Below are 21,445 nucleotides of genomic sequence, written 5' to 3'. Positions count from 1 at the left end.
GACCACGTATGGTGGCCGGCGGGCTGGTTCTGGCGCTCAGGCCGGATAGGCCCTTCGCCGCCGGCGCCACTCCGGATAGGAGCGGCGCCAGGATGCGGGTCTGAAAATCAGATCTGCGGGTTGATCTTCTGGACGGCCTTGTCGTGCAGCTTGTTCAGCGCGGCCAGGTAGGCCTTCGCCGAGGCCGCCACGATATCCGGGTCGGTACCGACGCCGTTGACGATACGGCCGGCCTTGGACAGGCGCACCGTCACCTCCCCCTGCGCCTCGGTACCGCCGGTGATGGCATTCACCGAATACAGCACCATCTCGGCGCCGCTGTGCACCTGCGACTCGATCGCGTGCAGCGTGGCATCCACCGGACCGTTGCCCTCGCCTTCGCCAGCGTGCTCCTGGCCGTCCATGTTGAAGACCACGCGGGCACGCGGACGCTCACCGGTTTCCGAGCGCTGCGACAGCGAGATGAAGCGGTAGTGCTCGTTGGCGTCATGCTGGGCCTCGTTCGAGACGATGGCCATGATGTCTTCATCGAAGATCTCCGACTTCTGGTCGGCCAGTTCCTTGAAGCGGCCGAAGGCGGCATTGACCTCGGCTTCGCTTTCGAGCTCGACGCCCAGTTCCTGCAGGCGCTGCTTGAACGCGTTGCGGCCCGACAGCTTGCCCAGCACGATCTTGTTGGCGCTCCAGCCCACGTCCTCGGCACGCATGATCTCGTAGGTGTCGCGCGCCTTCAGCACGCCGTCCTGGTGGATTCCCGAGGCATGCGCGAACGCGTTGGCGCCCACCACGGCCTTGTTCGGCTGCACCACGAAACCGGTGATCTGCGACACCAGCTTCGAGGCCGGCACGATCTGCGTCGTATCGACGCCGACGTCGAGGTTGAAGTAGTCGCGGCGGGTCTTCACGGCCATCACGACTTCTTCGAGGCTGGTATTGCCGGCGCGCTCGCCCAGGCCGTTGATCGTGCACTCGATCTGGCGCGCGCCGCCCAGCTTCACCGCTGCCAACGAGTTCGCCACCGCCATGCCGAGGTCATTGTGGCAATGGACGGACCACACCGCCTTGTCGGAGTTGGGGATGCGCTCGCGCACCGAACGGATCAGGTCGGCGTAGCCCTCCGGCACCGCGTAGCCCACGGTATCGGGCAGGTTGATGGTGGTCGCGCCTTCGGCGATCACGCCTTCGAGCACGCGGCACAGGAAATCCATGTCCGAGCGGCTGCCGTCTTCCGGCGAAAATTCGATATCGTCCGTGAACTGGCGCGCAAAGCGCACGGCCAGGCGAGCCTGCTCGTACACCTGGTCCGGCGTCATGCGCAGCTTCTTTTCCATGTGCAGCGCGGAGGTGGCGATGAACGTATGGATACGGAAGGAATTGGCGGGCTTGAGGGCCTCGGCAGCGCGGGCGATGTCCTTGTCGTTGGCGCGGGCCAGCGAGCAGATGGTCGAGTCCTTGACGACCTGGGCAATCGACCGGATGGCTTCGAAGTCGCCATTGGAACTCGCCGCAAAGCCAGCCTCGATCACGTCGACCCTCAGCCGCTCCAGCTGCTTCGCAATGCGGATCTTCTCCTCGCGCGTCATCGAGGCGCCGGGCGATTGCTCGCCATCGCGCAAGGTGGTGTCGAAAATGATGAGTTTGTCAGACATTGTGGAGCTCCTGGGCTTTATCGTGTGCTGTCCCCGCCATCGTGTCGCCGGGTATCGCCTGTTCCGCGCATCCCTGATGCGGGAATGCAAAACGCCCCGGCGTGCATCGATGCAGGCCGGGGCGTTGGAAAATTCCTTGGTGATTCCGCGCTAAGGTATGGGTAGCCTTAGCGCACGCGCGTCCCGACCTGATGGCCTAGTAGGCCACCTAGGGTGGTGCGGGCGAGTAGGGCTTGGCGCGAAATCATGGCAACGAATATAGCGGAGTTGCCGCGCGCGTGCAAGACGGGGAATCACGGGCGCGGCGGGTGCCGGCCTCAGCCCTTCGGCGGGATCCGCAGTTTCTGGCCGGGATAGATCTTGTCGGGATGCGACAGCATCGGCGTGTTGGCCTCGAAGATGCGGTTGTATTCGGCGCCGTTGCCATAGGCTGCCTGCGAGATCGCCCACAGCGTGTCGCCCTTGACCACGGTGTGCCACTGCGACTCGGACGACTCCACGTTGACCGACATCTTGTCTTCCACCTTGTCCACGCCTTCGACGTTGCCGCAGCACAGGATGATCTTTTCGCGCGTGGCCTGGTCAGGGGCCACGCCGAACACGGTCACCAGCCCCTGGGAGCCATCCACTTGCACCATCAGCCCGGTGGCGTCGAGTCCCATCTTCCTGATGTACGCCTCGATGGCATCGCCGGCAGCCCGGTTGGCCGCATCCACCTTCTCGGCCGATGCGTCGGCCGCCGCGGCGTCCTGCGCAGCCTTGGCCTCGCCGGTGCCGAACAGCTTTTCCCCCGCTTCCTTGATGAAGTCGAACATGCCCATGACATCCTCCTGACGGTGAGTGGAAAACACAGAATGCATGCCACGGTTGCAGCCATGGCAATCCGGAACCGGTGAAGCCGCGTCCGCAAAGCACGAAGGGCGCCGCAGCGCCCCTCCCTCTTCGCGTCGCTTAGTGATTACCGCTATCGCGCGTCCGCTTCGCTACCCCGGGTTGGCCGTGGATGCCTCGCCAGGCCCACAGTACGTAGCCTGAGATCGCGTACGCGACAAACAGCGCAAACAGTGCGACCGGCGGGTCGGTCGATACCAGCACGAACAGCACGAGAACCAGCACCATCATGCCGAACGGCACGCGGTAGCGGACATCGAGCGCCTTGCCGCTGTAGAACGGTGCGTTCGACACCATCGACAGCCCGGCATACAAGGTGATGCCGAACGCCACCCACGGCATCCACAGCTCCTTGACCGGCAGCTTGTTGTCGATGACAAGCCAGACAAAGCCCGCCACGAGCGCGGCTGCGGCAGGGCTCGGCAGGCCCTGGAAAAAGCGCTTGTCGACCACACCGATATTGGCGTTAAAGCGCGCCAACCGCAGCGCCGCGCAGGTGCAATAGACAAAGGCTGCTATCCAGCCCCATTTGCCCAGGTCGTGCAGGATCCATTCGTACATCACCAGGGCAGGCGCCACGCCGAACGACGTCATGTCTGACAGCGAGTCGTACTGTTCGCCGAATGCGCTCTGCGTATTGGTGATGCGCGCCACGCGCCCGTCCATGCCATCGAGCACCATCGCCGCGAAGATGGCGATGGCCGCCACGTCGAAACGCATGTTCATGGCCTGCACGATGGCAAAGAAGCCCGCGAACAGCGCTGCCGTGGTGAACGCATTGGGCAGCAGGTAGATACCGCGCCGGCGCGGGCGTGGGCGCTCGTAGACAATGTCCTGGTCATCGGCGGCATCGTCGTCGTCCAGGTCGTCCGCGCCGCGCAGCTGGTTGTGGCGGAACGGACGCAGGTGCGTCACGTTGCCATTGGAAATCCGCTTGTTGCGTCGGTGGAAGGCAACCATTACAGCGCTCCTGTCTGGTGGTCGCTTACTTCAGTTCGTCCAGCTCGGCGAGGATCGTCGACGATGCCGACACCTTTTCGCCGATGGTGACACGCGGCCGCGCACTCAGCGGCAGGTAGACGTCCACCCGGGAACCGAAACGGATAAAACCATAGCGCTGGCCGCGCGACAGGTTTTCGCCCACCCTGGTGTAGCACAGGATGCGGCGTGCCACCAGGCCAGCCACCTGCACCAGCGTCACGATCTGGCCGTCAACGGCGCGGCGGATCACCACCGCGTTGCGTTCATTTTCTGTCGATGCCTTGTCCAGGTCGGCGTTGACGAACTTGCCCGGAAAGTATTCGAGCTTCTCGACCTTGCCGTCAACCGAGGCACGGTTCGAATGCACGTTGAACACGTTCATGAACACGCTGATCTTCAGCGCTTCACGGCCGGCATAGGGGTCCTGCACTTTTTCCACCGAGACGATACGCCCGTCGGCGGGTGCCAGCACGGCATTCGGTTGCGCGGGGATCGGCCGCGGCGGATCACGGAAAAACTGGAGCACGAACAGCGTGATGATCCACAACGGCAATGCCCACCAGAAACCCGCGCTGGCATGCACCAGCAGCGAGATGAGAAAGGCGCCGGCCAGGAATGGCCAGCCTTCACGGGCGATCAGCGGATGAGGATAGTTCATGCAGTGCTTGTTTGGTTGAGAGGAAAAGGTACGATCGCGCACTCAGCTGCGGCAGACGCGGCCACTGGCGGGCCCGACGGCACCAATGCGGAGCAGGATAAGGCACGCTCCGCCCAAAGTCTGACAAGGATAACAAAAAGCCGTTCAGGCCCCGCGAATCCCTTCCCACTATAGAAGGCATCCACGAGACACTGAACGGCCGTGGCCGTACCACCCGTCGGGCGGCACGACCCTCAAGCTCGCAGGCAGCTTAGTTCTTCGACTGGTCGACCATCTTGTTCTTGGCGATCCAGGGCATCATGGCGCGCAGCTTCTCGCCAACCACCTCGATCTCGTGCTCGGCATTCAGGCGGCGGCGCGACGACAGGGTCGGGGCGCCAGCCTTGTTTTCCAGCAGGAAGCTCTTGGCGTACTCGCCGGTCTGGATGTCCTTCAGGCACTGCTTCATCGCCTTCTTGGTCTCTTCGGTCACGACGCGCGGGCCGGTGACGTATTCGCCGTATTCCGCGTTGTTCGAGATCGAGTAGTTCATGTTGGCGATGCCGCCTTCGTAGATCAGGTCGACGATCAGCTTCAGCTCGTGCAGGCACTCGAAGTAGGCCATTTCCGGCGCGTAGCCGGCTTCCACCAGCGTTTCGAAGCCAGCCTTGATCAGCTCGACGGTGCCGCCGCACAGCACAGCCTGCTCGCCGAACAGGTCGGTTTCGGTTTCTTCGCGGAAGTTGGTCTCGATGATGCCGGCACGGCCGCCGCCGTTGGCGGTGGCGTACGACAGGGCGATGTCACGGGCGGCGCCGGACTTGTCCTGGTGCACGGCGATCAGGTGCGGCACGCCGCCACCCTGGGTGTAGGTGGCGCGCACGGTGTGGCCCGGGGCCTTCGGCGCGATCATGATGACATCCAGATCGGCGCGCGGCACCACGGCACCGTAGTGCACGTTGAAGCCGTGGGCGAAGGCCAGCGCGGCGCCTTCCTTGATGTTGGCGTGCACTTCGTTCTTGTACACGTCGGCGATCTGCTCGTCCGGCAGCAGGATCATGACCACGTCGGCGCCCTTCACGGCCTCGGCCACTTCCTTCACCTGCAGGCCGGCGTTGGCGGCCTTGTTCCACGACGCGCCGCTCTTGCGCAGGCCGACCGTCACGTTCACGCCCGAATCCTTCAGGTTCAGCGCGTGGGCGTGGCCTTGCGAGCCGTAGCCGATGATGGTGACGTTCTTGCCCTTGATCAGGGAGAGGTCGGCGTCCTTGTCGTAAAACACTTTCATGATAATTCCTTCAGTCTCGATCTTTGTATGAGGAGGCGGCATCATCAGGCGCATCTCGTGTGCGTCCGGATCGCACCGCCCGGGGGGATACTGCGAAAACTTTCAGCGTGCGTTGCGGGACGTCCCGGTCAGACCTTCAGGATGCGCTCGCCGCGGCCGATGCCCGAGCCGCCGGTACGGACGGTCTCGAGGATGGCGGTGCGGTCGATGGCATCGAGGAACGCATCGAGCTTGACGCCGTTGCCGGTCAGCTCGATGGTGTAGGTCTTCTCGGTGACGTCGATGATGCGGCCACGGAAGATGTCGGCGGTGCGCTTCATTTCCTCGCGCTCCTTGCCGACCGCGCGCACCTTCACAAGCATCAGCTCGCGTTCGATGTGCGCGCCCTCGGTCAGGTCGACCACCTTCACCACTTCCACGAGGCGGTTCAGGTGCTTGGTGATCTGTTCGATCACGTCATCCGAACCGGTCGTGACGATCGTCATGCGCGACAGCGACGCGTCTTCGGTGGGCGCCACCGTCAGCGTCTCGATGTTGTAGCCGCGAGCCGAGAACAGGCCGACCACGCGCGACAGCGCGCCTGGTTCGTTTTCCAGCAGGACCGAAATGATGTGTCGCATTACAGGTCCTCCGCGCCGAGCAGCATTTCCGAAATGCCCTTGCCCGCCTGGACCATCGGCCAGACGTTTTCGGTGGGATCGGTCTGGAAGTCCAGGAACACGGTTCGGTCCTTCAGGCGGAAGGCCTCGCGCAGCGCCGGCTCGACGTCGGACGTCTTTTCCACGCGCATGCCGACATGGCCATAGGCCTCGGCCAGTTTCACGAAGTCAGGCAGTGCATCCATGTAGGAATGCGAGTAGCGGTTGTCGTATTCGATTTCCTGCCACTGGCGCACCATGCCCAGGTAGCCGTTGTTGAGCGAGCAGATCTTGACCGGCGTGTCGTACTGCAGGCAGGTCGACAGTTCCTGGATACACATCTGGATCGAGCCCTCACCCGTGATGGTGACGACTTCCTTCTCCGGGAACGCCTTCTTGATACCCATGGCATACGGCAGGCCCACGCCCATCGTGCCCAGGCCACCGGAGTTGATCCAGCGGCGCGGCTCGTTGAACTTGTAGAACTGCGCGGCCCACATCTGGTGCTGGCCGACGTCGGAGCAGATGAAGGCATCGCCCTTGGTCAGTTCCCAGATCTTCTCGACCACGTACTGCGGCTTGATGATCTCGGAGCTTCGGTCGTACTTGAGGCAGTCCACCGAACGCCATTGCTCGATCCGCTCCCACCACTTGGCCAGGGCCTCGCGCTTGGGCTTGATGTCGCTGGCCTGGAGCTGGGCGATCAGTTCCTGCAGCACGTCCTTGACATTGCCGACGATGGGGATGTCCACCTTCACGCGCTTCGAGATCGACGACGGGTCGATGTCGATGTGGATGATCTTGCGCGCCTGCGAGGCGAAGTGCGCCGGATTGCCGATCACGCGGTCATCGAAACGCGCGCCGATGGCAATCAGCACGTCGCAGTCCTGCATGGCCATATTGGCCTCGTACGTGCCGTGCATGCCGAGCATGCCGACGAACTGCTTGCTGCTGCCGGGGAACGCGCCCAGGGCCATCAGCGTGTTGGTGACCGGGTGGCCCGTGATGGCGGCCAGCTGGCGCAGTTCCTCGCTGGCGTTCGCCAGCACTACGCCGCCGCCAGCGTAGATGTACGGACGCTCCGCGCCCTGCAGCAGCGCCACGGCCTTGCGGATCTGTCCCGAATGCCCCTTGTTCACCGGGCTGTACGAGCGCATGTCGATGGACTTGGGGTACTCGTACTTGCAGGTGTTGCGCGAGACATCCTTGGGAATGTCCACGACCACCGGGCCCGGACGGCCGGTGGAGGCAATGTAGAACGCCTTCTTGATGGTCGAAGCGAGGTCGCGCACGTCCTTCACAAGGAAGTTGTGCTTGACGATCGGCCGGGTAATCCCGACGGTATCGCATTCCTGGAAGGCATCCTGGCCGATCGCGTGGGTCGGCACGTTGCCGGTGATCACCACCATCGGGATCGAATCGAGATACGCGGTGGCAATCCCCGTGACGGCATTGGTCACGCCGGGACCCGAGGTCACCAGGGCAACGCCCACCTTGCCGGTTGCCCGCGCATAGCCGTCTGCGGCATGGACCGCGGCCTGCTCGTGGCGCACCAGGATGTGCTCGAACTTCGTTTGCTTGTGGAGCTCGTCGTAGATATACAGCACTGCGCCGCCGGGGTAGCCCCAGACGTACTCGACGCCTTCTTCGGCAAGTGCGTGAACGAGAATTTCCGCCCCGATCATTTCGGGTGCGGCAGATGAATTGCTGTCTGCGTGGGAGAATTCCGCGCTGGGCATGTTCATTTCAGTCCTTTGCAATTTTCGGCAAAAAATTGTTTGGATGCTCTCTGCCGGGCTTGTGGCTCGGGTTCAAGCGGTGCGCGTCTGCATGGAAGACCGCCTCATAAGCGGCCGGATGAGACAACCACTGATGTCGTGTGAACCGTCGATGATACTGCAATGCACCAGCGCGGTCTACGGTCTTTTTTGAGTTCTCCGGCCGGCACTTTGGAGGTAGGTTCTTGTATTAGGGACAATACAGAAGTGGTCATGGCCACTTGTTTTTTGCTAGCATCGCACCACTCCGGGTACGCCGCGAGCCGTTCGCAGCACATCCACCAGCATAGAGATACCGTCTTTCACCCGCCTGCATGGCTACCGACCAGGAACTGTCCGATTTTCTCGCCAGCGTTGAGCGGCGCGCCTTCAAGCAGGCGGTCTTTGCCGTGCGCGACGACGAAGCCGCGCTGGACATCGTCCAGGACGCCATGATCAAGCTGGCGGAAAAATACGGCGACAAGAGCGCCGCGGAATTGCCCCCGCTGTTCCAGCGCATCCTCCAGAACACCATTCACGACTGGTTCCGCCGCCAGAAGGTGCGCAACACCTGGGTGTCGCTCTTTTCGACGCTGCGCGACGAACGGGATGGTGACGACAACGACCTGCTCGATACGCTCGAAGCCCAGGCCGGCTCCCAATCAGCCGAGAGCAGCGCCGACAAGGTCGAGCGGGCACAGGTGATGCACATCATCGAGCAGGAAATCCAGCGTTTGCCGACGCGTCAACGCGAGGCATTCCTGATGCGTTACTGGGAGGATATGGACGTCGCCGAAACCGCCGCGGTCATGGGGTGCTCAGAAGGCAGCGTCAAGACGCACTGTTCCCGTGCCACGCATACCCTGGCGCAAGCATTGCGCGCACGGGGGGTTCGACTATGAGCAGAAACGACAGAGAAATTCAGGAACTACGCTTCGCGCATGAGGTTCGCGCTGCACTCGACGCATCCGCCGACGACTTGCCGGCCGGTGTGAGCGAGCGGCTGGCGGCCGCGCGCCGCATGGCGCTGGCCCACAAGAAGGCCGAGGCCCCGGTGCGCGTGCCGCAATTTGCCATGCCGACCGGCCACCACGTGCCGTCGTTCGACGATGAAGACGACTCGGCCTTGCACCGGGTCGGTGCCTGGCTGAAGCGGGGCGCGCTGGTCTGGGCCCTGGTCGCGCTCGGCGCCGGCCTGATCGGCATCTATCACTGGCAGCAACAGAAACGCGTCGAGGAACTGGCGGACATCGATGCTGCCATGCTGCTCGACGACCTCCCCCCCACGGCATACGCCGACCAGGGCTTCCACGTGTTCCTGAAGCGCGGGCAATAGACATGGCCCGCGCGACTTCCCGCTCCGACGCAACACGCCGCCGGCTGGAAACCCTTCTGCTGTCGGGTTTCTGTGCCGCCGCCATCTGGTGCCTGACACCGCCCTCCGCCCATGCGCAAGGGCCGGCGTCAGCGCCGCAGGCCACGCAGGCTGTCAATGCACACCCCGCGTGGTCGGAACTCACACCCGTCCAGCAGCGCATCCTGGGGCCGATGCAGCCACTATGGGACACGCTACCCGAATTCAACCGGCGCAAGTGGCTGCGTATTGCCGAACGCTACCCGAAGTTTTCGCCGGACGAGCAGGCGCGACTGCAGACCCGGATGGCCGAGTGGGTCAAGATGACGCCGCAGCAGCGCCGCCTTGCGCGTGAGAATTACCAGATCACGCGAGCCCTGCCGGCGGAAAAGAAAACCGAGGCCTGGGACAAGTACCAGCAGTTGCCCGAAGAGCAGAAGAAGAAGCTGGCTGCCGCCGAGCACGTGCCGCACCGGCCAGGCGCCGTCAGCGCGCTGCCCAGTGGCAAGCGCCTGCCCAGCGACACCAGTCGCCAGATTCACCAGGACAAGAAGCCCGCCGCGCTGACCGCCAGGCCGGCCTCGGCGGCCGCCGCCAAGGCCGGTACCGCCGACGCATCGGTTGCCGCGCCCGCCGTTCCCGCCGCATCGCCGCCGGCGAACGCCCCGGCATCCCCCGCACCGCCGGCCGTGCCGGAAGGCGGGTCCGAAGCCGCTGCCGCCACCCAGGCCGACAGCACCATCCGGCAGTAAAGCGACCCGCGGACGGGCATTTGGCATAATCGCCGGATTCCGCACGTGACCGGGCCAGGCTTGGTCAGCGCCGGACCGCCTGCCCAAGGTCCCAAGGTCACCCGTTTCCGTGCCATGCCTGCCGCTACCCTCGCTCCGTCGTCCGCCACCGCCTCCCATCCGCCCGCCCCGCCGTTGAGCCGCCGCATCGCCTGCATGCTGTACGAGGGTGTGCTGCTGTTCGGCGTGATGAGCGCCTCGACGGCGCTGTTCCTGCTGGTCCGCCCGATGCTGCAGAAGCTTGGGCTGGACACCCCTTACGCGATCCAGGGCTGGAGCTTCGTGGTCATGGGGTTCTACTTCACGTGGTTCTGGCAGCGTAGCGGCCAGACGTTGGCCATGCAGACCTGGCGCATGCGGATCGAGACCGCCCGGGGTGAGCCGCCGCGCTGGCCGCAGGCGGCGCTGCGCTACGTGCTCGCCTGGTTGTGGCTGCCGCCTTCGGCCGCCCTCGGGCATTGGCTCGGCCTGGTGAAAGGTCCGTTCGTCGGCGTGCTCTGCGCCGGGCTCCTCGTGTGGATCCTGCTGGCCTGGCTGGACCCGCGCCGCCAGTTCCTGCATGACCGCCTGGCGCGCACGCGCCTGGCCGACCTGCGACCACCGCGCCCATGACCCTGGGCGCCGCCGGCGCACGTCGCGTCGCGGTAATGCTGCAGGCGGTCACGGCGGCCGGCATCGGCTGGCAACTGACGCAGCACGCTGGCTGGACCTGGCCGGTGGCACTGCTTGCCGGCATCGCGGCGGTGCTGGCCGGACTTGCCGTGGGCATCGGACTGGCCTTCGCCATGACGCGTCGCGGTACCGGCGTCGCGCGCCACCAGCGCCCTCCTCCCGCGCCGGCCGGGCTTGCCAGCGGCAGGCTGCCGCTGCGGCCCGCCCAGGCGATCCGGTGCTTTGCCAATGAGTACATCGCGGTATTCCGCATGTTCAACTGGCTGCAGCCGTTCTGCTCTCACCGCCGGTACGTGCAGCCTGCGGACACGTTCGCAGCGCGCCCGATGCCCACCGTGCTGCTGGTGCACGGCTACGCCTGCAACCATGCCGTCTGGCTGGACCTGCAACCCGCGCTGGCGGCCGCCGGCTACCCCTGCGAAGCGATCGACCTGGAGCCAGTCCTCGGTGATCTCGACGACTATGCCGACGCCCTGGGGCGCCATATCGGCCAGATCAAGGCAAGTACCGGCCAGCCCCCGCTGCTGGTATGCCACAGCATGGGCGGCCTCGTGGCGCGGGCGGCGCGGGCGCGCTCCGGCGAGAACACCTGCGCCGGCATCGTCACGCTTGGCACCCCGCACCACGGCTGCGCACTGGCCCGCTTCGGAGCCGGCCGCAATAGCTGGCAGATGCGCTGCGGCAGCCCCTGGCTGAGCGCTCTGGCCGAAGCCGAGGCACCTGCCTTGCGCACGCGCCTGGTATCGATCTTCAGCTGGCACGACTCCATCGCCGGGCCGCCGTGTACCAGCTGGCTGGATGGCGCGCAGCACAAGACGCTGACAGGTATCGGCCACGTATCGCTGCTGCGCGATCCGCGGGCCATCACGGCCGTGCTCGAAGCGCTGGCCTCGCTGCGCGCAACAGCGTCCTGATACCCCGGCGCAGTGCTGTCGGATGGCGGCAACGTTTCATATGTCATTCATGTTTCCGTCACGGCTCCGTCATGGCGTACTGGCTGAATGCAGCCATCGCCGTCATCGGGGCCACCATGGTTCAAGCAATCCGATCCGCACTCGGAATTCTGTCGGGAGTCTCGCACAGGCTGCGTGGCAGCCCTGATCCCGAACTCTCGCAGATCCTGTCGCGCATGGCCGCGCTCGCGGCCTTCGTGCCGCCGCCGGCCGAGCCCCCCGCCCCCCCCGCCCTTCCCGCGCTGGCACCACCGTCCGATGCCAGCCAGCACTTCCCGCCCGAGCCGCACCCGATCCAGCAGTACCGCGCGATCTGGCTGTCCGACATCCACCTGGGCACCGCCGGCTGCCAGGCCGACTACCTGCTCGATTTCCTCAAGCACAACGAATCCGAACGGCTCTACCTGGTCGGCGACATCATCGACGGCTGGCAGCTCCGGCGCGGCTGGTACTGGCCGCAGAGCCACAACGACGTAGTGCAGAAGCTGCTGCGCAAGGCGCGCAAGGGTACCGAAGTCATCTACGTGCCCGGCAACCACGACGAAGTCGCCCGACAGTTCGACGGCCTGGCGTTCGGCGACATCACGGTGCGCGAGGAAGCCGTCCACGTGACGGCCACCGGCAAGCGCCTCTGGGTCGTGCACGGCGACCTGTTCGACGGCGTGGTGCAGCACGCGCGCTGGCTCGCCTACCTCGGTGATTCGCTGTACACGGTGATCCTGGCGATGAACCGCCACTTCAACCGCGTCCGCGCACGGCTCGGCTTTCCTTACTGGTCGCTGTCGCAGTACCTGAAGCACCAGGTCAAGAACGCGGTCAACTACATCAGCTCGTTCGAGCACGCCATGGTCGACGAGGCGCGCCGGCGCGGCTGCGACGGCGTGGTGTGCGGCCATATCCACAAGGCAGAGATCCGCGACGTGAACGGCCAGCTCTACTGCAACGATGGCGACTGGGTCGAAAGCCTGTCCGCGCTGGTCGAGACCATGGAGGGCGAGCTGAAGATCGTCTACTGGACCATGCTGCTTGACCCGCCTCAGGCCCCGCCGCGCAAGCGCCGCCGCGCGGCGGCCATCACCGGCTGACCCGCCCGATCCCGCCATTTCAAGAACGCGGCCACACCACCGAGGAGTCCGCATGAAGATCCTGATCGTCACCGATGCCTGGGAACCGCAGGTCAATGGCGTGGTGCGCACGCTCAAGTCGACCCGCCGCGAGCTGGAGGCCATGGGCCACACGGTGGACATGATCACGCCGCTGGAATTCCGCACAATCCCGTGCCCGACCTATCCCGAGATCCGCCTGTCGCTGCTGCCGTCGGCGCGCGTGGCGCAGCGCATCCGCGACTTTGCGCCGGACGCCCTGCATATCGCCACCGAGGGCCCGCTGGGCATGGCCGCGCGCCGCTATGCGCTGCGCCGCGAAATGCCGTACACCACGGCCTACCACACGCGCTTCCCGGAGTACGTGCAGGCGCGCTTCGGCATCCCGCTGTCGTGGACGTACCGCTTCCTGCGCTGGTTCCACGGCCCCGCGCAGGCCGTGATGGCGCCGACGCCCGTGGTGCTGGATGACCTGCAGCGCTACGGCATCGGACACTGCGTGCTGTGGACCCGCGGCGTGGACCTGGACGTCTTCAAGACGCAACGCGTCAACGTGCTCAACACCGCGCATCCGATCTTCCTCTATGTCGGCCGCGTGGCCGTGGAAAAGAACGTGGAGGCCTTCCTGGCACTCGACCTGCCAGGATCCAAATGGGTGGTCGGCGACGGCCCCGCGCTGGGCTCGCTGCGCGCGCGTTATCCGGGTGCCAACTACCTCGGCGTGCTGAGCCAGCCGGAACTGGCCAGGGTGTATGCTTCGGCTGACGTCTTCGTGTTTCCCAGCCGCACCGATACCTTCGGACTGGTGCTTCTGGAAGCTCTGGCCAGCGGGCTGCCGGTGGCGGCCTATCCCGTGACCGGCCCGATCGACGTGCTTGGCGACAGCCCGGCCGGCGTGATGCACGAAGACTTGCGTGAAGCCTGCCTGGAAGCGCTGCGCATCGACCGCACGACCGCCCGCGCCCATGCCGAGCGGTTCTCGTGGCGTGCCGCCTCCGAGCAGTTCCTGGCGCACCTGCGTCCGTTATCGGCCGACGGCAGTACCGGCAGCGCGGGCGAAGTGCCAATCCAACCAGCCTCGCAGAACCATGCCGAAACCACCTCAGCCGCTGCCGTCCGATCCGTCGCTGCGGGGGCAGGCACCTCGCCCGCCAAGCAGTGATTACTCGATCGAGCAGAACCCGCACAAGGGCAATCGCGGCCTGGCCCGTGCCTGGCATGCCGCGATCAACTCCCTGTCCGGGCTGCGCTACGCCGTGCTCGAGGAAAGCGCGTTCCGCCAGGAGCTGACGCTGGTGGCGATCCTGGCGCCATGCGCCTTCGTGCTGCCCGTCGGCACGGTCGAGCGCATCATGCTGCTCGGCACGCTGCTGGTGGTGCTGATGGTGGAGCTGCTGAACTCGAGCGTCGAGGCGGCAATCGACCGCATCTCGCTGGAGCGCCACAGCCTGTCCAAACGCGCCAAGGATTTCGGCAGCGCCGCGGTCATGCTGGCGCTGATCCTCTGCGGCGGCACGTGGATCGCGATTGCCGGGCCGCACGTCATGCACTGGTTGCGCCAGCTGGCAGGCTGAGCCCCCGGGGCGCGGGGAACACAGACGGCGAACACAGGAGGCGCAAAAGGCAGGCCGGGCCGATTGCTTATAATCGCTACCCTGCCCCGATTCACCGATCGCCCGGACGCCCATGGAACCCAAACCGCAAACCGGTCCCCGCCGCACGAGGGACCGCATCCTCGACGTCTCGCTGCGCCTGTTCAACGATGTCGGCGAACCCAACGTCACCACCACCACCATTGCGGAAGCCATGGAGATCAGCCCCGGCAATCTCTACTACCACTTCCGCAACAAGGACGACATCATCAATTCCATCTTCGTGCGCTTCGAGCAGGAGATGGAACGACGCCTGAAGCTGCCCGAGGACCACAAGGCCACGCTGGACGAGAGCTGGGGCTACCTGCAGTACATGTCGGAGTTCCTGTGGAACTACCGCTTCCTGTACCGGGACATCAACGACCTGCTTGCGCGCAACCGCATGCTGGAGACCAACTTCAAGCGCATCGTCGGGCAGAAGAAGCGCTTTGCGCTGGAGATCTGCAACCAGTTCATCGACGATGGCGAGATGGAAGCCACGCCGGAGCAGGTCGAGGCGATCTGCACCAACATCGTCGTGATCGCCACTTACTGGCTGTCGTTCCAGTTCGTGCAGCATCCGCGCCAGTACAACGACCCCGCGCAGATCCGCGGCTACCTGCACGGCTCCAGCTACCACATCTTCTCGATCCTGGCACCTTACCTGCGCGGCCGCGCACGCGAGGCGTTCGACCAGCTCGCGCGCGAATACGCCGCGTCCAGGGCACTCCAGGAAAACCCGTCAGACAAGGACAAGCAGTGAAATCCGTTTGCGTGTATTGCGGTTCCAGCCCCGGCCACCGCCCCGAGTATGCCCAGGCCGCCCGAGCGCTCGGCAAGGCCCTGGTGGAAAACGATATGTCGCTGGTCTATGGCGGCGGCAAGGTCGGCCTGATGGGCATGGTTGCCGATGCCGTGCTGGAGCACGGCGGCACCGCCATCGGCATCATCCCCGACGCGCTGATGCAAAAGGAAGTTGGCCACCGCGGCCTGACCGAACTGCATGTGGTGCGCAATATGCACGAGCGCAAGCAGATGATGGCCGACCGCGCCGATGCCTTTATCGCCATGCCCGGCGGCGTGGGGACTTTCGAGGAGCTGTTCGAGACTTTCACGTGGCTGCAGCTCGGCTACCATGCCAAGCCGGTCGGCCTGCTCAACGTGGCGGGCTTCTATGACGGCATGCTGGGCTTCCTTTCGCACGCGGTGCAGGAAGGCTTCCTCAAGCGGGTGCACGCCGACCTGCTGCACGTGGCCGACACGCCGGCCGCGCTGCTCGGCAAGCTGGGCAACGCCCCGCGCGAGATTGTCGACAAGTGGCAGGAACGCCGCGACGAGACCTGAAGCAAGGTCCCGGGGCCGGGCAAGCTGCGGCGCTCAGAACCTCGAGCCCGGCTCCTTCAGGAAAGCCAGTTCCTCCGGCGTGCTCTGCCGGCCCAGGATGGCATTGCGGTGCGGAAAACGACCGAAGCGCGCGATGACCACGCGATGCTTTTCCGCCCAGTCCACCACATCTACCTTCCCCGCCGTATCCTCGCGCAGCTGCGTCGTCAGCCGGACACTCTCGTCCTGGTCCTGCAGCGACTCCGAGTGCTCGAACGGCAGGTAGCAGAACATGCGGTGGTAGCCGGTCGGCAGTTCGCGGTCCATGCCGCCTTCAACGATCCGCCGTGCCAGCGCCAGTGCCTGGGCGTCGGTCGCGAAGCAGCGCGGGTCGTTGCGGAACAGGTTGCGGGGGAACTGGTCCAGCAGCACCACGCGGGCGCAGGCGCCTTCATGCGTGGCGCACCAGTCCTCGCCGTCATCGGGGTCGCCGGAGTGCGCCGTCTCCCACAGCGTCAGGAAGCGCGAGCGGATCACGTCGTCGAACGCCGCGGACTTGGTGAACCATTCGCGTCGTTCCGTATTCCAGACCGGCGAGCCATGGTGGCCGAACCAGAACTCCAGCAGTTCGTGGGCGGCTTCGGGCAACTTGTCTTGCATCGTCCTACCCTCTCTTGAGGTGATCCGGGCCGCTTCAGCGGGCCACGTTGCGCATCCAGTCGGCGGTCTCGAACAGGGCCTTCATCAGGCGCATCTGCAGGTCCTCGGACAGGCCGATGTCCTGCATCGCCAGCGCCATGCAGCGCATCCACTGGTCGCGCTCGCTGATGCCGATCTCGAACGGCATATGGCGCGCGCGCAGGCGCGGATGGCCAAAGCGATCGATGAAATGGTTGGGACCGCCCAGCCAGCCGCACAGGAACCAGAACAGCTTGTCGCGCGATCCGTCCAGCGAAGGCGGATGCAGCGCGCGCAGCCCGGCGAACTCGGGTTCCAGGTCCATCAGGTCGTAGAAGCGATCCACCAGTTCGCGCACGCGCGCTTCGCCGCCGATCAGGTCGAAGGCGGTGGCCTCGGTGCCGGCCTTGCCGGTCGATTCGGGTTCGGTGCTCATTCAGATACTCGCAAAGCGCGGACCGGACGCCAGGGCATCACGCATCACGCAATGTCGCCAGCGCCGGCTGGCGCAGCACATCGCGCAGGCCCAGCCATCCGCCCGCAAAAGCGCACAGCATGCCAGAAACCACGCCGATCGGCACGATCCACGGATTGAAGCGATAGGGAAAGTCGAAGACGTGCTGGGACAGCCCCCAGCCGACCGCGATCGCGCCAAGACTGGCCAGCAAGCCGGCGAGGCCGCCGACCACCAGGAACTCCGCGTACTGCGTCTGCCTGACCTGCGCGGCCGACGCCCCCAGCGCCTTGAGCAGGCCGGCATCGCGCATGCGCTCGTCGCGCGCGCCGGACAGTGCCGCGTACAGCACCGTCACGCCGGCTGCCAGCGTGAACACGAAGAGGAATTCCACCGCGGCGATGACCTGGTCCAGCACCGCCTGGATCTGCCGCAGGATCAGGTCGGTGTTGACCATGGTGATGTTGGGAAAGGCCGCGATCAGCCGGTTGCCAAGTGCCGCGCTCGCGGTCGGCAGGTGGAAGGCGGTGATGTAGGTCTCGGGCAGCCCCTGCATGGCGGCCGGCGGCAGGATCACGAAGAAATTGACGCGCATCGATCCCCAGTCGAGCTTGCGCAGCGATGTCACGGGCGCCTGCACGGTCTGGCCGGCGACGTCGAAGCGCAAGGTATCGCCGAGCCGGATGCCGAGCGTTTTGGCGATGCCCTCCTCGACCGAGGCGCCCGCGCCGGAGCCATTGAGCCAGTGTCCGGCCACCACCCGGTTGCCTTCGGGCAGCGCCTCGGTATAGGACAGGTTGAACTCGCGCTCGACCAGGTTGCGCGCGCGCCCTTCGGCGTAGCTGTCCGCACGGACCGGACGTTCGCCGATCTGCGTGAGGCGGCCGCGCACCATCGGGTACAGCAGGTCATGGATGCCCGCTGCGGCCAGCATGCCGCGCAGCGGCTCGCGCTGGTCGGGCTGGATGTTGATGATGAAGCGGTTGGGCGCATCGGCCGGCGTCGCGTTGCGCCACGAATCGACCAGGTCGTTGCGCGTCATGCCGAGCAGCAGCAGCGCCATCAGGCCCACGGCAAGGGCCACGGTCTGCAGCACGGTCACGGCGCGGCGCCGCTCCAGCACGGCCAGCGCGAAGCGCCAGCCCACGGCGGACCGGCCGGCCAGCCGGCCACGCAGCGCGCGCGACAGCAGCATCAGCAGCCCCAGCGCCAGCAGCGCAAACACGGCGCCGGACGCGGCAAACCCGCCGGCGGTCGTCAGCCCGAGCCGCAGGTCGCGCGCCGCCACCAGCAGCAGCGCGACGAAGGCGCCCAGGCCCAGCGCGTAGGCCGCCCACGCCGACACCGGCGGCGGCCCGATATCACGGCGCAGCACGCGCAGCGGCGCGATGCGCGTCAGCGCGAGCAACGGCGGCAGGGCAAAGCCCGCCAGCAGCACGAGCCCTGCCAGCACGCCCACGACGGCCGGCAACAACGACGGCTGCGGCAGCGAGACCTGCAGCAATCCGCCCAGCGACAGCAGCAGCCCGTAGTGCGCCAGGTAGCCCAGCACCACGCCCACCATGGCGCCCGCCGCGCCGAGCAACAGGAACTCGATGCCGAAGGCCGCCAGGATCTGCCGGCGCGACAGCCCCATGCACTTGTAGACCGCGCACGCGTCGGTGTGCCGCTGCATATAGCGGCGCGCCGACATGGCGATCGCCACCGCGGCGATCATCGACGACAGCACGGCGACCAGCGACAGGAAGCGTTCGGCGCGGTCCAGCGTGGCGCGCATCTGCGGCTGCCCCGATTCGAGCGATTCCACGCGTGTGTTGCGCAGCTTGAGGCGTTCGATCTCCCCGGCCGCCCAGCGCTGGTAGGCACGGCCCGCGGCGTCGGGGCCCGCGACCAGCAGGCGGTAGCTCACGCGGCTGCCCCAGCCGATCAGGCCGGTGCTGTCGAGATCGGATAGCGGCATCAGCACGCGCGGCGCGAAATTCATGAAGCCCGCGCCACGATCGAGTTCCTGCGTGACGATACGGTCGATGCGAAACGTGCGGCTGCCAAGCTGCAGGGCATCGCCCACGCGCAGCCCCAGCGCACCGAGCAGCGCCTCGTCCACCCAGACCGTGCCGGGCGCCGGAATGCCTTCGGCGGCCTGCTCCGGCCCGCCGGGCGTGGCGGCCACCTTCAGCTTGCCGCGCAGCGGATAGCCGGGGCTGACAGCCTTGAGCGCGGCGAGCTGGCTCGGTGCATCAGCGCCGGCCGGGGCATCGACCCGGCGTGCCGTCGCCATGCTCGGGAAGGTCACGGTGTGCGCCACTGCCAGTCCGGTCTCGGCGGCATGGCTGGAAAACGCGGCATCGAACGGATGGTCGGACACCAGCAGCACATCCGCCGCGATCATCTGCCGCGCGTCACGCTCCAGCCCCAGTCGCATGCGGTCGGCGAGGAAGCCGACGCTGGTGAGCGCCGCGACCGCCAGCACCAGCGCAAACAGCAGCAGGTAAAGCTCGCCGGCCCGCCAGTCGCGCCGCGCCATGCGCAGGGCCTGGCGCCAGGCGGAGAATCGGCGTCCTTGCGGCACGGCAGCAGCAACGGGTAGGGAAATGGCGGTGTCGGGCACGGAAGCAGGCTCGGTTGGCATCAGTCGTGGTTCCAGTCTCGTTCACGGCGCTGCCGGACTGGCAAGCGGGCGGCGCGCGGGGCCGGGACAGGCGGTCAGGTTCGTCTTGCGGGCGGCCCCGGGCGATCCGTGCGGTTGCGCAAGGTGGCATGCAGGCGGCGCACGCCGCGCCAGAGCTTGGGCAGCAGCCAGACGGCAATCACCAGGAAGACGGCCAGCAGGACCAGGAACAGCACCGGCATGAAAAAGGACAGCAGCAGGCTGCCGGTTGCCGTCACGTCCTCGGTGAATGAGGCCGCCCAGTTGGAAAACGGTTCCGGCGAGACATTGATCAGCGCGCGCGTGCCGGCCTTGGCAACATGGGCCGTGCCCGCCAGGGTCCCGCCGACCAGCCCCGCCGCGACCATCCACTGCGGGTCCATCTGGCCGAACGCCGCCGCGGCAAGGATGGCGCCGGCCGGAATGCGTATGAAGGTATGAATGCTGTCCCAGACCGAATCAAAGCCCGGGACCTTGTCGGCGATGAATTCCGCCAGCGCGAGCACCGCCGCCACGCCGATCACCCACCAGGAGTCCAGCGCCTGCAGCCCGGGTGGCAGGTGCAGCCAGCCCAGCCGCGAGAGCGCGCCGGCAGTCAGGACAGCCAGGTAGAGGCGAAAGCCGCTGGCCCAGGACATGCCTGCGGCCAGCGCGGCGGTTTCCAGCATGGGGCTCCTTGCAATGGCGGGACGATGACACAGGCCATTGCAAGGAGTGTAGCGCGAACGCCGTGCCGGCAATCAGGCTCAGTCCGGCCGGCGCAGCCAGCGGCTCAGTTGCCCTCCTTGCCGTCCGCCCCGTACCACGGCAACGCTTCCTGCGGTGTCAGGATGCCGGCGGGCTCGGCCATGGCGTAGCCCGGCAACGCCTCGATGCGGCGCGCGAAGGCGGGATCGGCCAGCAAAGCCAGCAGGCCCGACATCCAGCCCGCGGTCTGGTCGTTCTTGCGCAGCGCCAGGTAGTACGCCTCGCGCGTCAGTGGCACGAAGCCCAGGCCCAGCGCCTCGGCGTTCATGCGCAGGCCGAAGCCGACCTGCGCGCGCCCTGCATGGACCGCTTCCGCCACCTTTTCGTTGCTGAATTCGGGTTCGTCGTAGCCGGAGATCTGGTCCGGATAGAGCCCCTGGGCGTTCAGGAGCTGGTCGAACAGCATGCGCGTACCGGAACTGCGCTGCCGGTTGACGAAACGCGCCTGAGTGCTCACCAGATCATGCAGATCATGGATGCTGCCGACCATATCGGGCGCCACGATCAGGCCCTGCTCGCGCCACGCCAGGCGCAGCAGGCGCACAGACGCGGGCCGCAGCCACTTGCGCAGGGTCAGGTGCGCCACGGAACCCGCCGTCTGTACCGGCGAAACATAGAACCCAGCCAGCTCCGACTGCCGTTCCTGCAGGCAGATCAGCCCTTCGACGCTGCCGCAGAACACGGTGTCGAGTTGCAGCCCGGGGGCCTGGTCCCTGAGGGCACCGGAAAGAACCTCGATGGCGGGATCGTGGCTGCCGGAAAAATGCACGCTGGTCTGGGGCTGGGCCGCGTCGTCGAGTTCGGCAATGAACTCGGCCATGGCGCGCTGCACAGCGGGGTCGATGGTCTCGCGCAGCCGCATTTCGGCGCGCAGCAGGCGTTCGCCAAAGCGCGTCAGGGACGCGCCGCGGCCGCGTTCCATGTCGAGCACGGAACGGCCGAGCATGGCCTCCCAGGTCCGCATCACGCCCCAGGCATGGCGGTAGGACAGGCCGATCTCGCGCGCCGCGCGATGCAGCGAACCGGTCTCGCGCACGGCCTTGAGCAACTGGAACACCTTGCCGTTGGCACGCGGGTTGTCGTCCGCGGCAATCACCGGGAACAGGTCAAAACGGAATGTCATATGTTTTGCCCTGCATATTTACACATTGAATCGGCTTGACTGACAATGAATCACCCCGCATTTCATGTAGTTTTCTGCATTCTCCATGACCCGCCAGGCCATGGCAATTATGTTTCTAGAAACATAAC

Annotated in this window: 22 protein-coding genes; 10 read left to right on the top strand and 12 right to left on the bottom strand. The window is 66.1% G+C overall.

What is annotated here, in order from left to right; genetic code table 11:
* Nucleotides 1-107: 107 nt before the first annotated feature.
* From KHO22_RS13800 to KHO22_RS13770, 7 genes are all read right to left on the bottom strand, one after another.
* Entirely contained in the window at nucleotides 108-1,649 is a 1,542-nt protein-coding gene (locus tag KHO22_RS13800; RefSeq protein ID WP_211947713.1) for a 2-isopropylmalate synthase, read from the bottom strand.
* A gap of 317 nt (nucleotides 1,650-1,966) precedes the next feature.
* Nucleotides 1,967-2,470, bottom strand: a complete 504-nt coding sequence (gene lysM / locus KHO22_RS13795; RefSeq protein WP_211947712.1) for a peptidoglycan-binding protein LysM — start codon at nucleotides 2,468-2,470, stop codon at nucleotides 1,967-1,969.
* Between the two features lie 130 nt (nucleotides 2,471-2,600).
* On the bottom strand, nucleotides 2,601-3,500 hold the full coding sequence (gene pssA, locus KHO22_RS13790; RefSeq protein WP_211947711.1) for a CDP-diacylglycerol--serine O-phosphatidyltransferase: 900 nt from the start codon (nucleotides 3,498-3,500) through the stop codon (nucleotides 2,601-2,603).
* 25 nt (nucleotides 3,501-3,525) lie between these two features.
* Nucleotides 3,526-4,179, bottom strand: coding sequence for a phosphatidylserine decarboxylase (locus KHO22_RS13785; protein ID WP_211947710.1), 654 nt, complete (start codon nucleotides 4,177-4,179; stop codon nucleotides 3,526-3,528).
* A 250-nt stretch (nucleotides 4,180-4,429) separates the two neighbouring features.
* A complete protein-coding gene (gene ilvC / locus KHO22_RS13780) occupies nucleotides 4,430-5,446 on the bottom strand; it encodes a ketol-acid reductoisomerase (RefSeq protein ID WP_211947709.1) in 1,017 nt (338 codons plus the stop codon).
* Nucleotides 5,447-5,574: 128 nt separating this feature from the next.
* On the bottom strand, nucleotides 5,575-6,066 hold the full coding sequence (ilvN, locus tag KHO22_RS13775) for an acetolactate synthase small subunit (RefSeq protein ID WP_211947708.1): 492 nt from the start codon (nucleotides 6,064-6,066) through the stop codon (nucleotides 5,575-5,577).
* Nucleotides 6,066-7,829, bottom strand: a complete 1,764-nt coding sequence (locus tag KHO22_RS13770; protein WP_211947707.1) for an acetolactate synthase 3 catalytic subunit — start codon at nucleotides 7,827-7,829, stop codon at nucleotides 6,066-6,068. Before KHO22_RS13770 ends, ilvN begins: the two co-directional genes overlap by 1 nt.
* 347 nt (nucleotides 7,830-8,176) lie before the next feature.
* Between KHO22_RS13770 and KHO22_RS13765 the strand changes: the two genes are divergently transcribed.
* From KHO22_RS13765 to KHO22_RS13720, 10 genes are all read left to right on the top strand, one after another.
* Complete coding sequence (locus tag KHO22_RS13765; RefSeq protein ID WP_211947706.1) at nucleotides 8,177-8,743, top strand: RNA polymerase sigma factor; 567 nt, start codon at nucleotides 8,177-8,179, stop codon at nucleotides 8,741-8,743.
* A complete protein-coding gene (locus KHO22_RS13760) occupies nucleotides 8,740-9,177 on the top strand; it encodes a DUF3619 family protein (protein WP_211947705.1) in 438 nt (145 codons plus the stop codon). The genes KHO22_RS13765 and KHO22_RS13760 overlap by 4 nt, the downstream gene beginning before the upstream one ends.
* A 2-nt stretch (nucleotides 9,178-9,179) precedes the next feature.
* On the top strand, nucleotides 9,180-9,947 hold the full coding sequence (locus KHO22_RS13755) for a DUF3106 domain-containing protein (RefSeq protein WP_211947704.1): 768 nt from the start codon (nucleotides 9,180-9,182) through the stop codon (nucleotides 9,945-9,947).
* A 114-nt stretch (nucleotides 9,948-10,061) separates the two neighbouring features.
* Entirely contained in the window at nucleotides 10,062-10,598 is a 537-nt protein-coding gene (locus tag KHO22_RS13750) for an RDD family protein (RefSeq protein ID WP_211947703.1), read from the top strand.
* On the top strand, nucleotides 10,595-11,572 hold the full coding sequence (locus tag KHO22_RS13745; RefSeq protein WP_211947702.1) for an esterase/lipase family protein: 978 nt from the start codon (nucleotides 10,595-10,597) through the stop codon (nucleotides 11,570-11,572). The genes KHO22_RS13750 and KHO22_RS13745 overlap by 4 nt, the downstream gene beginning before the upstream one ends.
* 116 nt (nucleotides 11,573-11,688) lie before the next feature.
* Nucleotides 11,689-12,696: a UDP-2,3-diacylglucosamine diphosphatase gene (locus tag KHO22_RS13740; RefSeq protein ID WP_211947701.1), complete on the top strand. Its 1,008-nt coding sequence runs from the start codon at nucleotides 11,689-11,691 to the stop codon at nucleotides 12,694-12,696.
* A gap of 52 nt (nucleotides 12,697-12,748) precedes the next feature.
* The gene (locus KHO22_RS13735; RefSeq protein WP_211947700.1) at nucleotides 12,749-13,876 is read left to right on the top strand and encodes a glycosyltransferase family 4 protein; all 1,128 of its coding nucleotides are present in this window, start codon (nucleotides 12,749-12,751) and stop codon (nucleotides 13,874-13,876) included.
* A complete protein-coding gene (locus KHO22_RS13730; RefSeq protein ID WP_211947699.1) occupies nucleotides 13,803-14,288 on the top strand; it encodes a diacylglycerol kinase in 486 nt (161 codons plus the stop codon). Before KHO22_RS13735 ends, KHO22_RS13730 begins: the two co-directional genes overlap by 74 nt.
* A 112-nt stretch (nucleotides 14,289-14,400) precedes the next feature.
* The gene (locus KHO22_RS13725) at nucleotides 14,401-15,108 is read left to right on the top strand and encodes a TetR/AcrR family transcriptional regulator (RefSeq protein WP_211947698.1); all 708 of its coding nucleotides are present in this window, start codon (nucleotides 14,401-14,403) and stop codon (nucleotides 15,106-15,108) included.
* Nucleotides 15,105-15,689 carry an LOG family protein gene (locus tag KHO22_RS13720; protein ID WP_211947697.1) on the top strand — a complete coding sequence of 195 codons (585 nt, stop codon included), beginning with the start codon at nucleotides 15,105-15,107 and terminating at the stop codon, nucleotides 15,687-15,689. The genes KHO22_RS13725 and KHO22_RS13720 overlap by 4 nt, the downstream gene beginning before the upstream one ends.
* Nucleotides 15,690-15,722: 33 nt before the next feature.
* On the opposite strand, the gene KHO22_RS13715 is transcribed toward KHO22_RS13720, so the two are convergent.
* The 5 genes from KHO22_RS13715 to KHO22_RS13695 form a co-directional block, all read right to left on the bottom strand.
* Entirely contained in the window at nucleotides 15,723-16,328 is a 606-nt protein-coding gene (locus KHO22_RS13715; protein ID WP_211947696.1) for a DUF924 family protein, read from the bottom strand.
* A 34-nt stretch (nucleotides 16,329-16,362) separates the two neighbouring features.
* The gene (locus KHO22_RS13710) at nucleotides 16,363-16,782 is read right to left on the bottom strand and encodes a group II truncated hemoglobin (protein ID WP_211947695.1); all 420 of its coding nucleotides are present in this window, start codon (nucleotides 16,780-16,782) and stop codon (nucleotides 16,363-16,365) included.
* Between the two features lie 37 nt (nucleotides 16,783-16,819).
* Nucleotides 16,820-19,429 (bottom strand): ABC transporter permease, encoded by a 2,610-nt coding sequence (locus KHO22_RS13705; RefSeq protein WP_211947694.1) that lies wholly within the window; start codon nucleotides 19,427-19,429, stop codon nucleotides 16,820-16,822.
* 74 nt (nucleotides 19,430-19,503) lie between these two features.
* Complete coding sequence (locus KHO22_RS13700; RefSeq protein ID WP_211947693.1) at nucleotides 19,504-20,115, bottom strand: DUF4126 domain-containing protein; 612 nt, start codon at nucleotides 20,113-20,115, stop codon at nucleotides 19,504-19,506.
* 104 nt (nucleotides 20,116-20,219) lie between these two features.
* Nucleotides 20,220-21,317 (bottom strand): substrate-binding domain-containing protein, encoded by a 1,098-nt coding sequence (locus KHO22_RS13695; protein WP_211947692.1) that lies wholly within the window; start codon nucleotides 21,315-21,317, stop codon nucleotides 20,220-20,222.
* Between the last annotated feature and the right edge of the window lie 128 nt (nucleotides 21,318-21,445).

The sequence above is a fragment of the Cupriavidus yeoncheonensis genome (assembly GCF_905397275.1).
Classification (GTDB): Bacteria; Pseudomonadota; Gammaproteobacteria; order Burkholderiales; family Burkholderiaceae; genus Cupriavidus; species Cupriavidus yeoncheonensis.
Note: the sequence above shows the minus strand (reverse complement) of the source record. Positions and strands in the feature narration are given on the sequence as shown.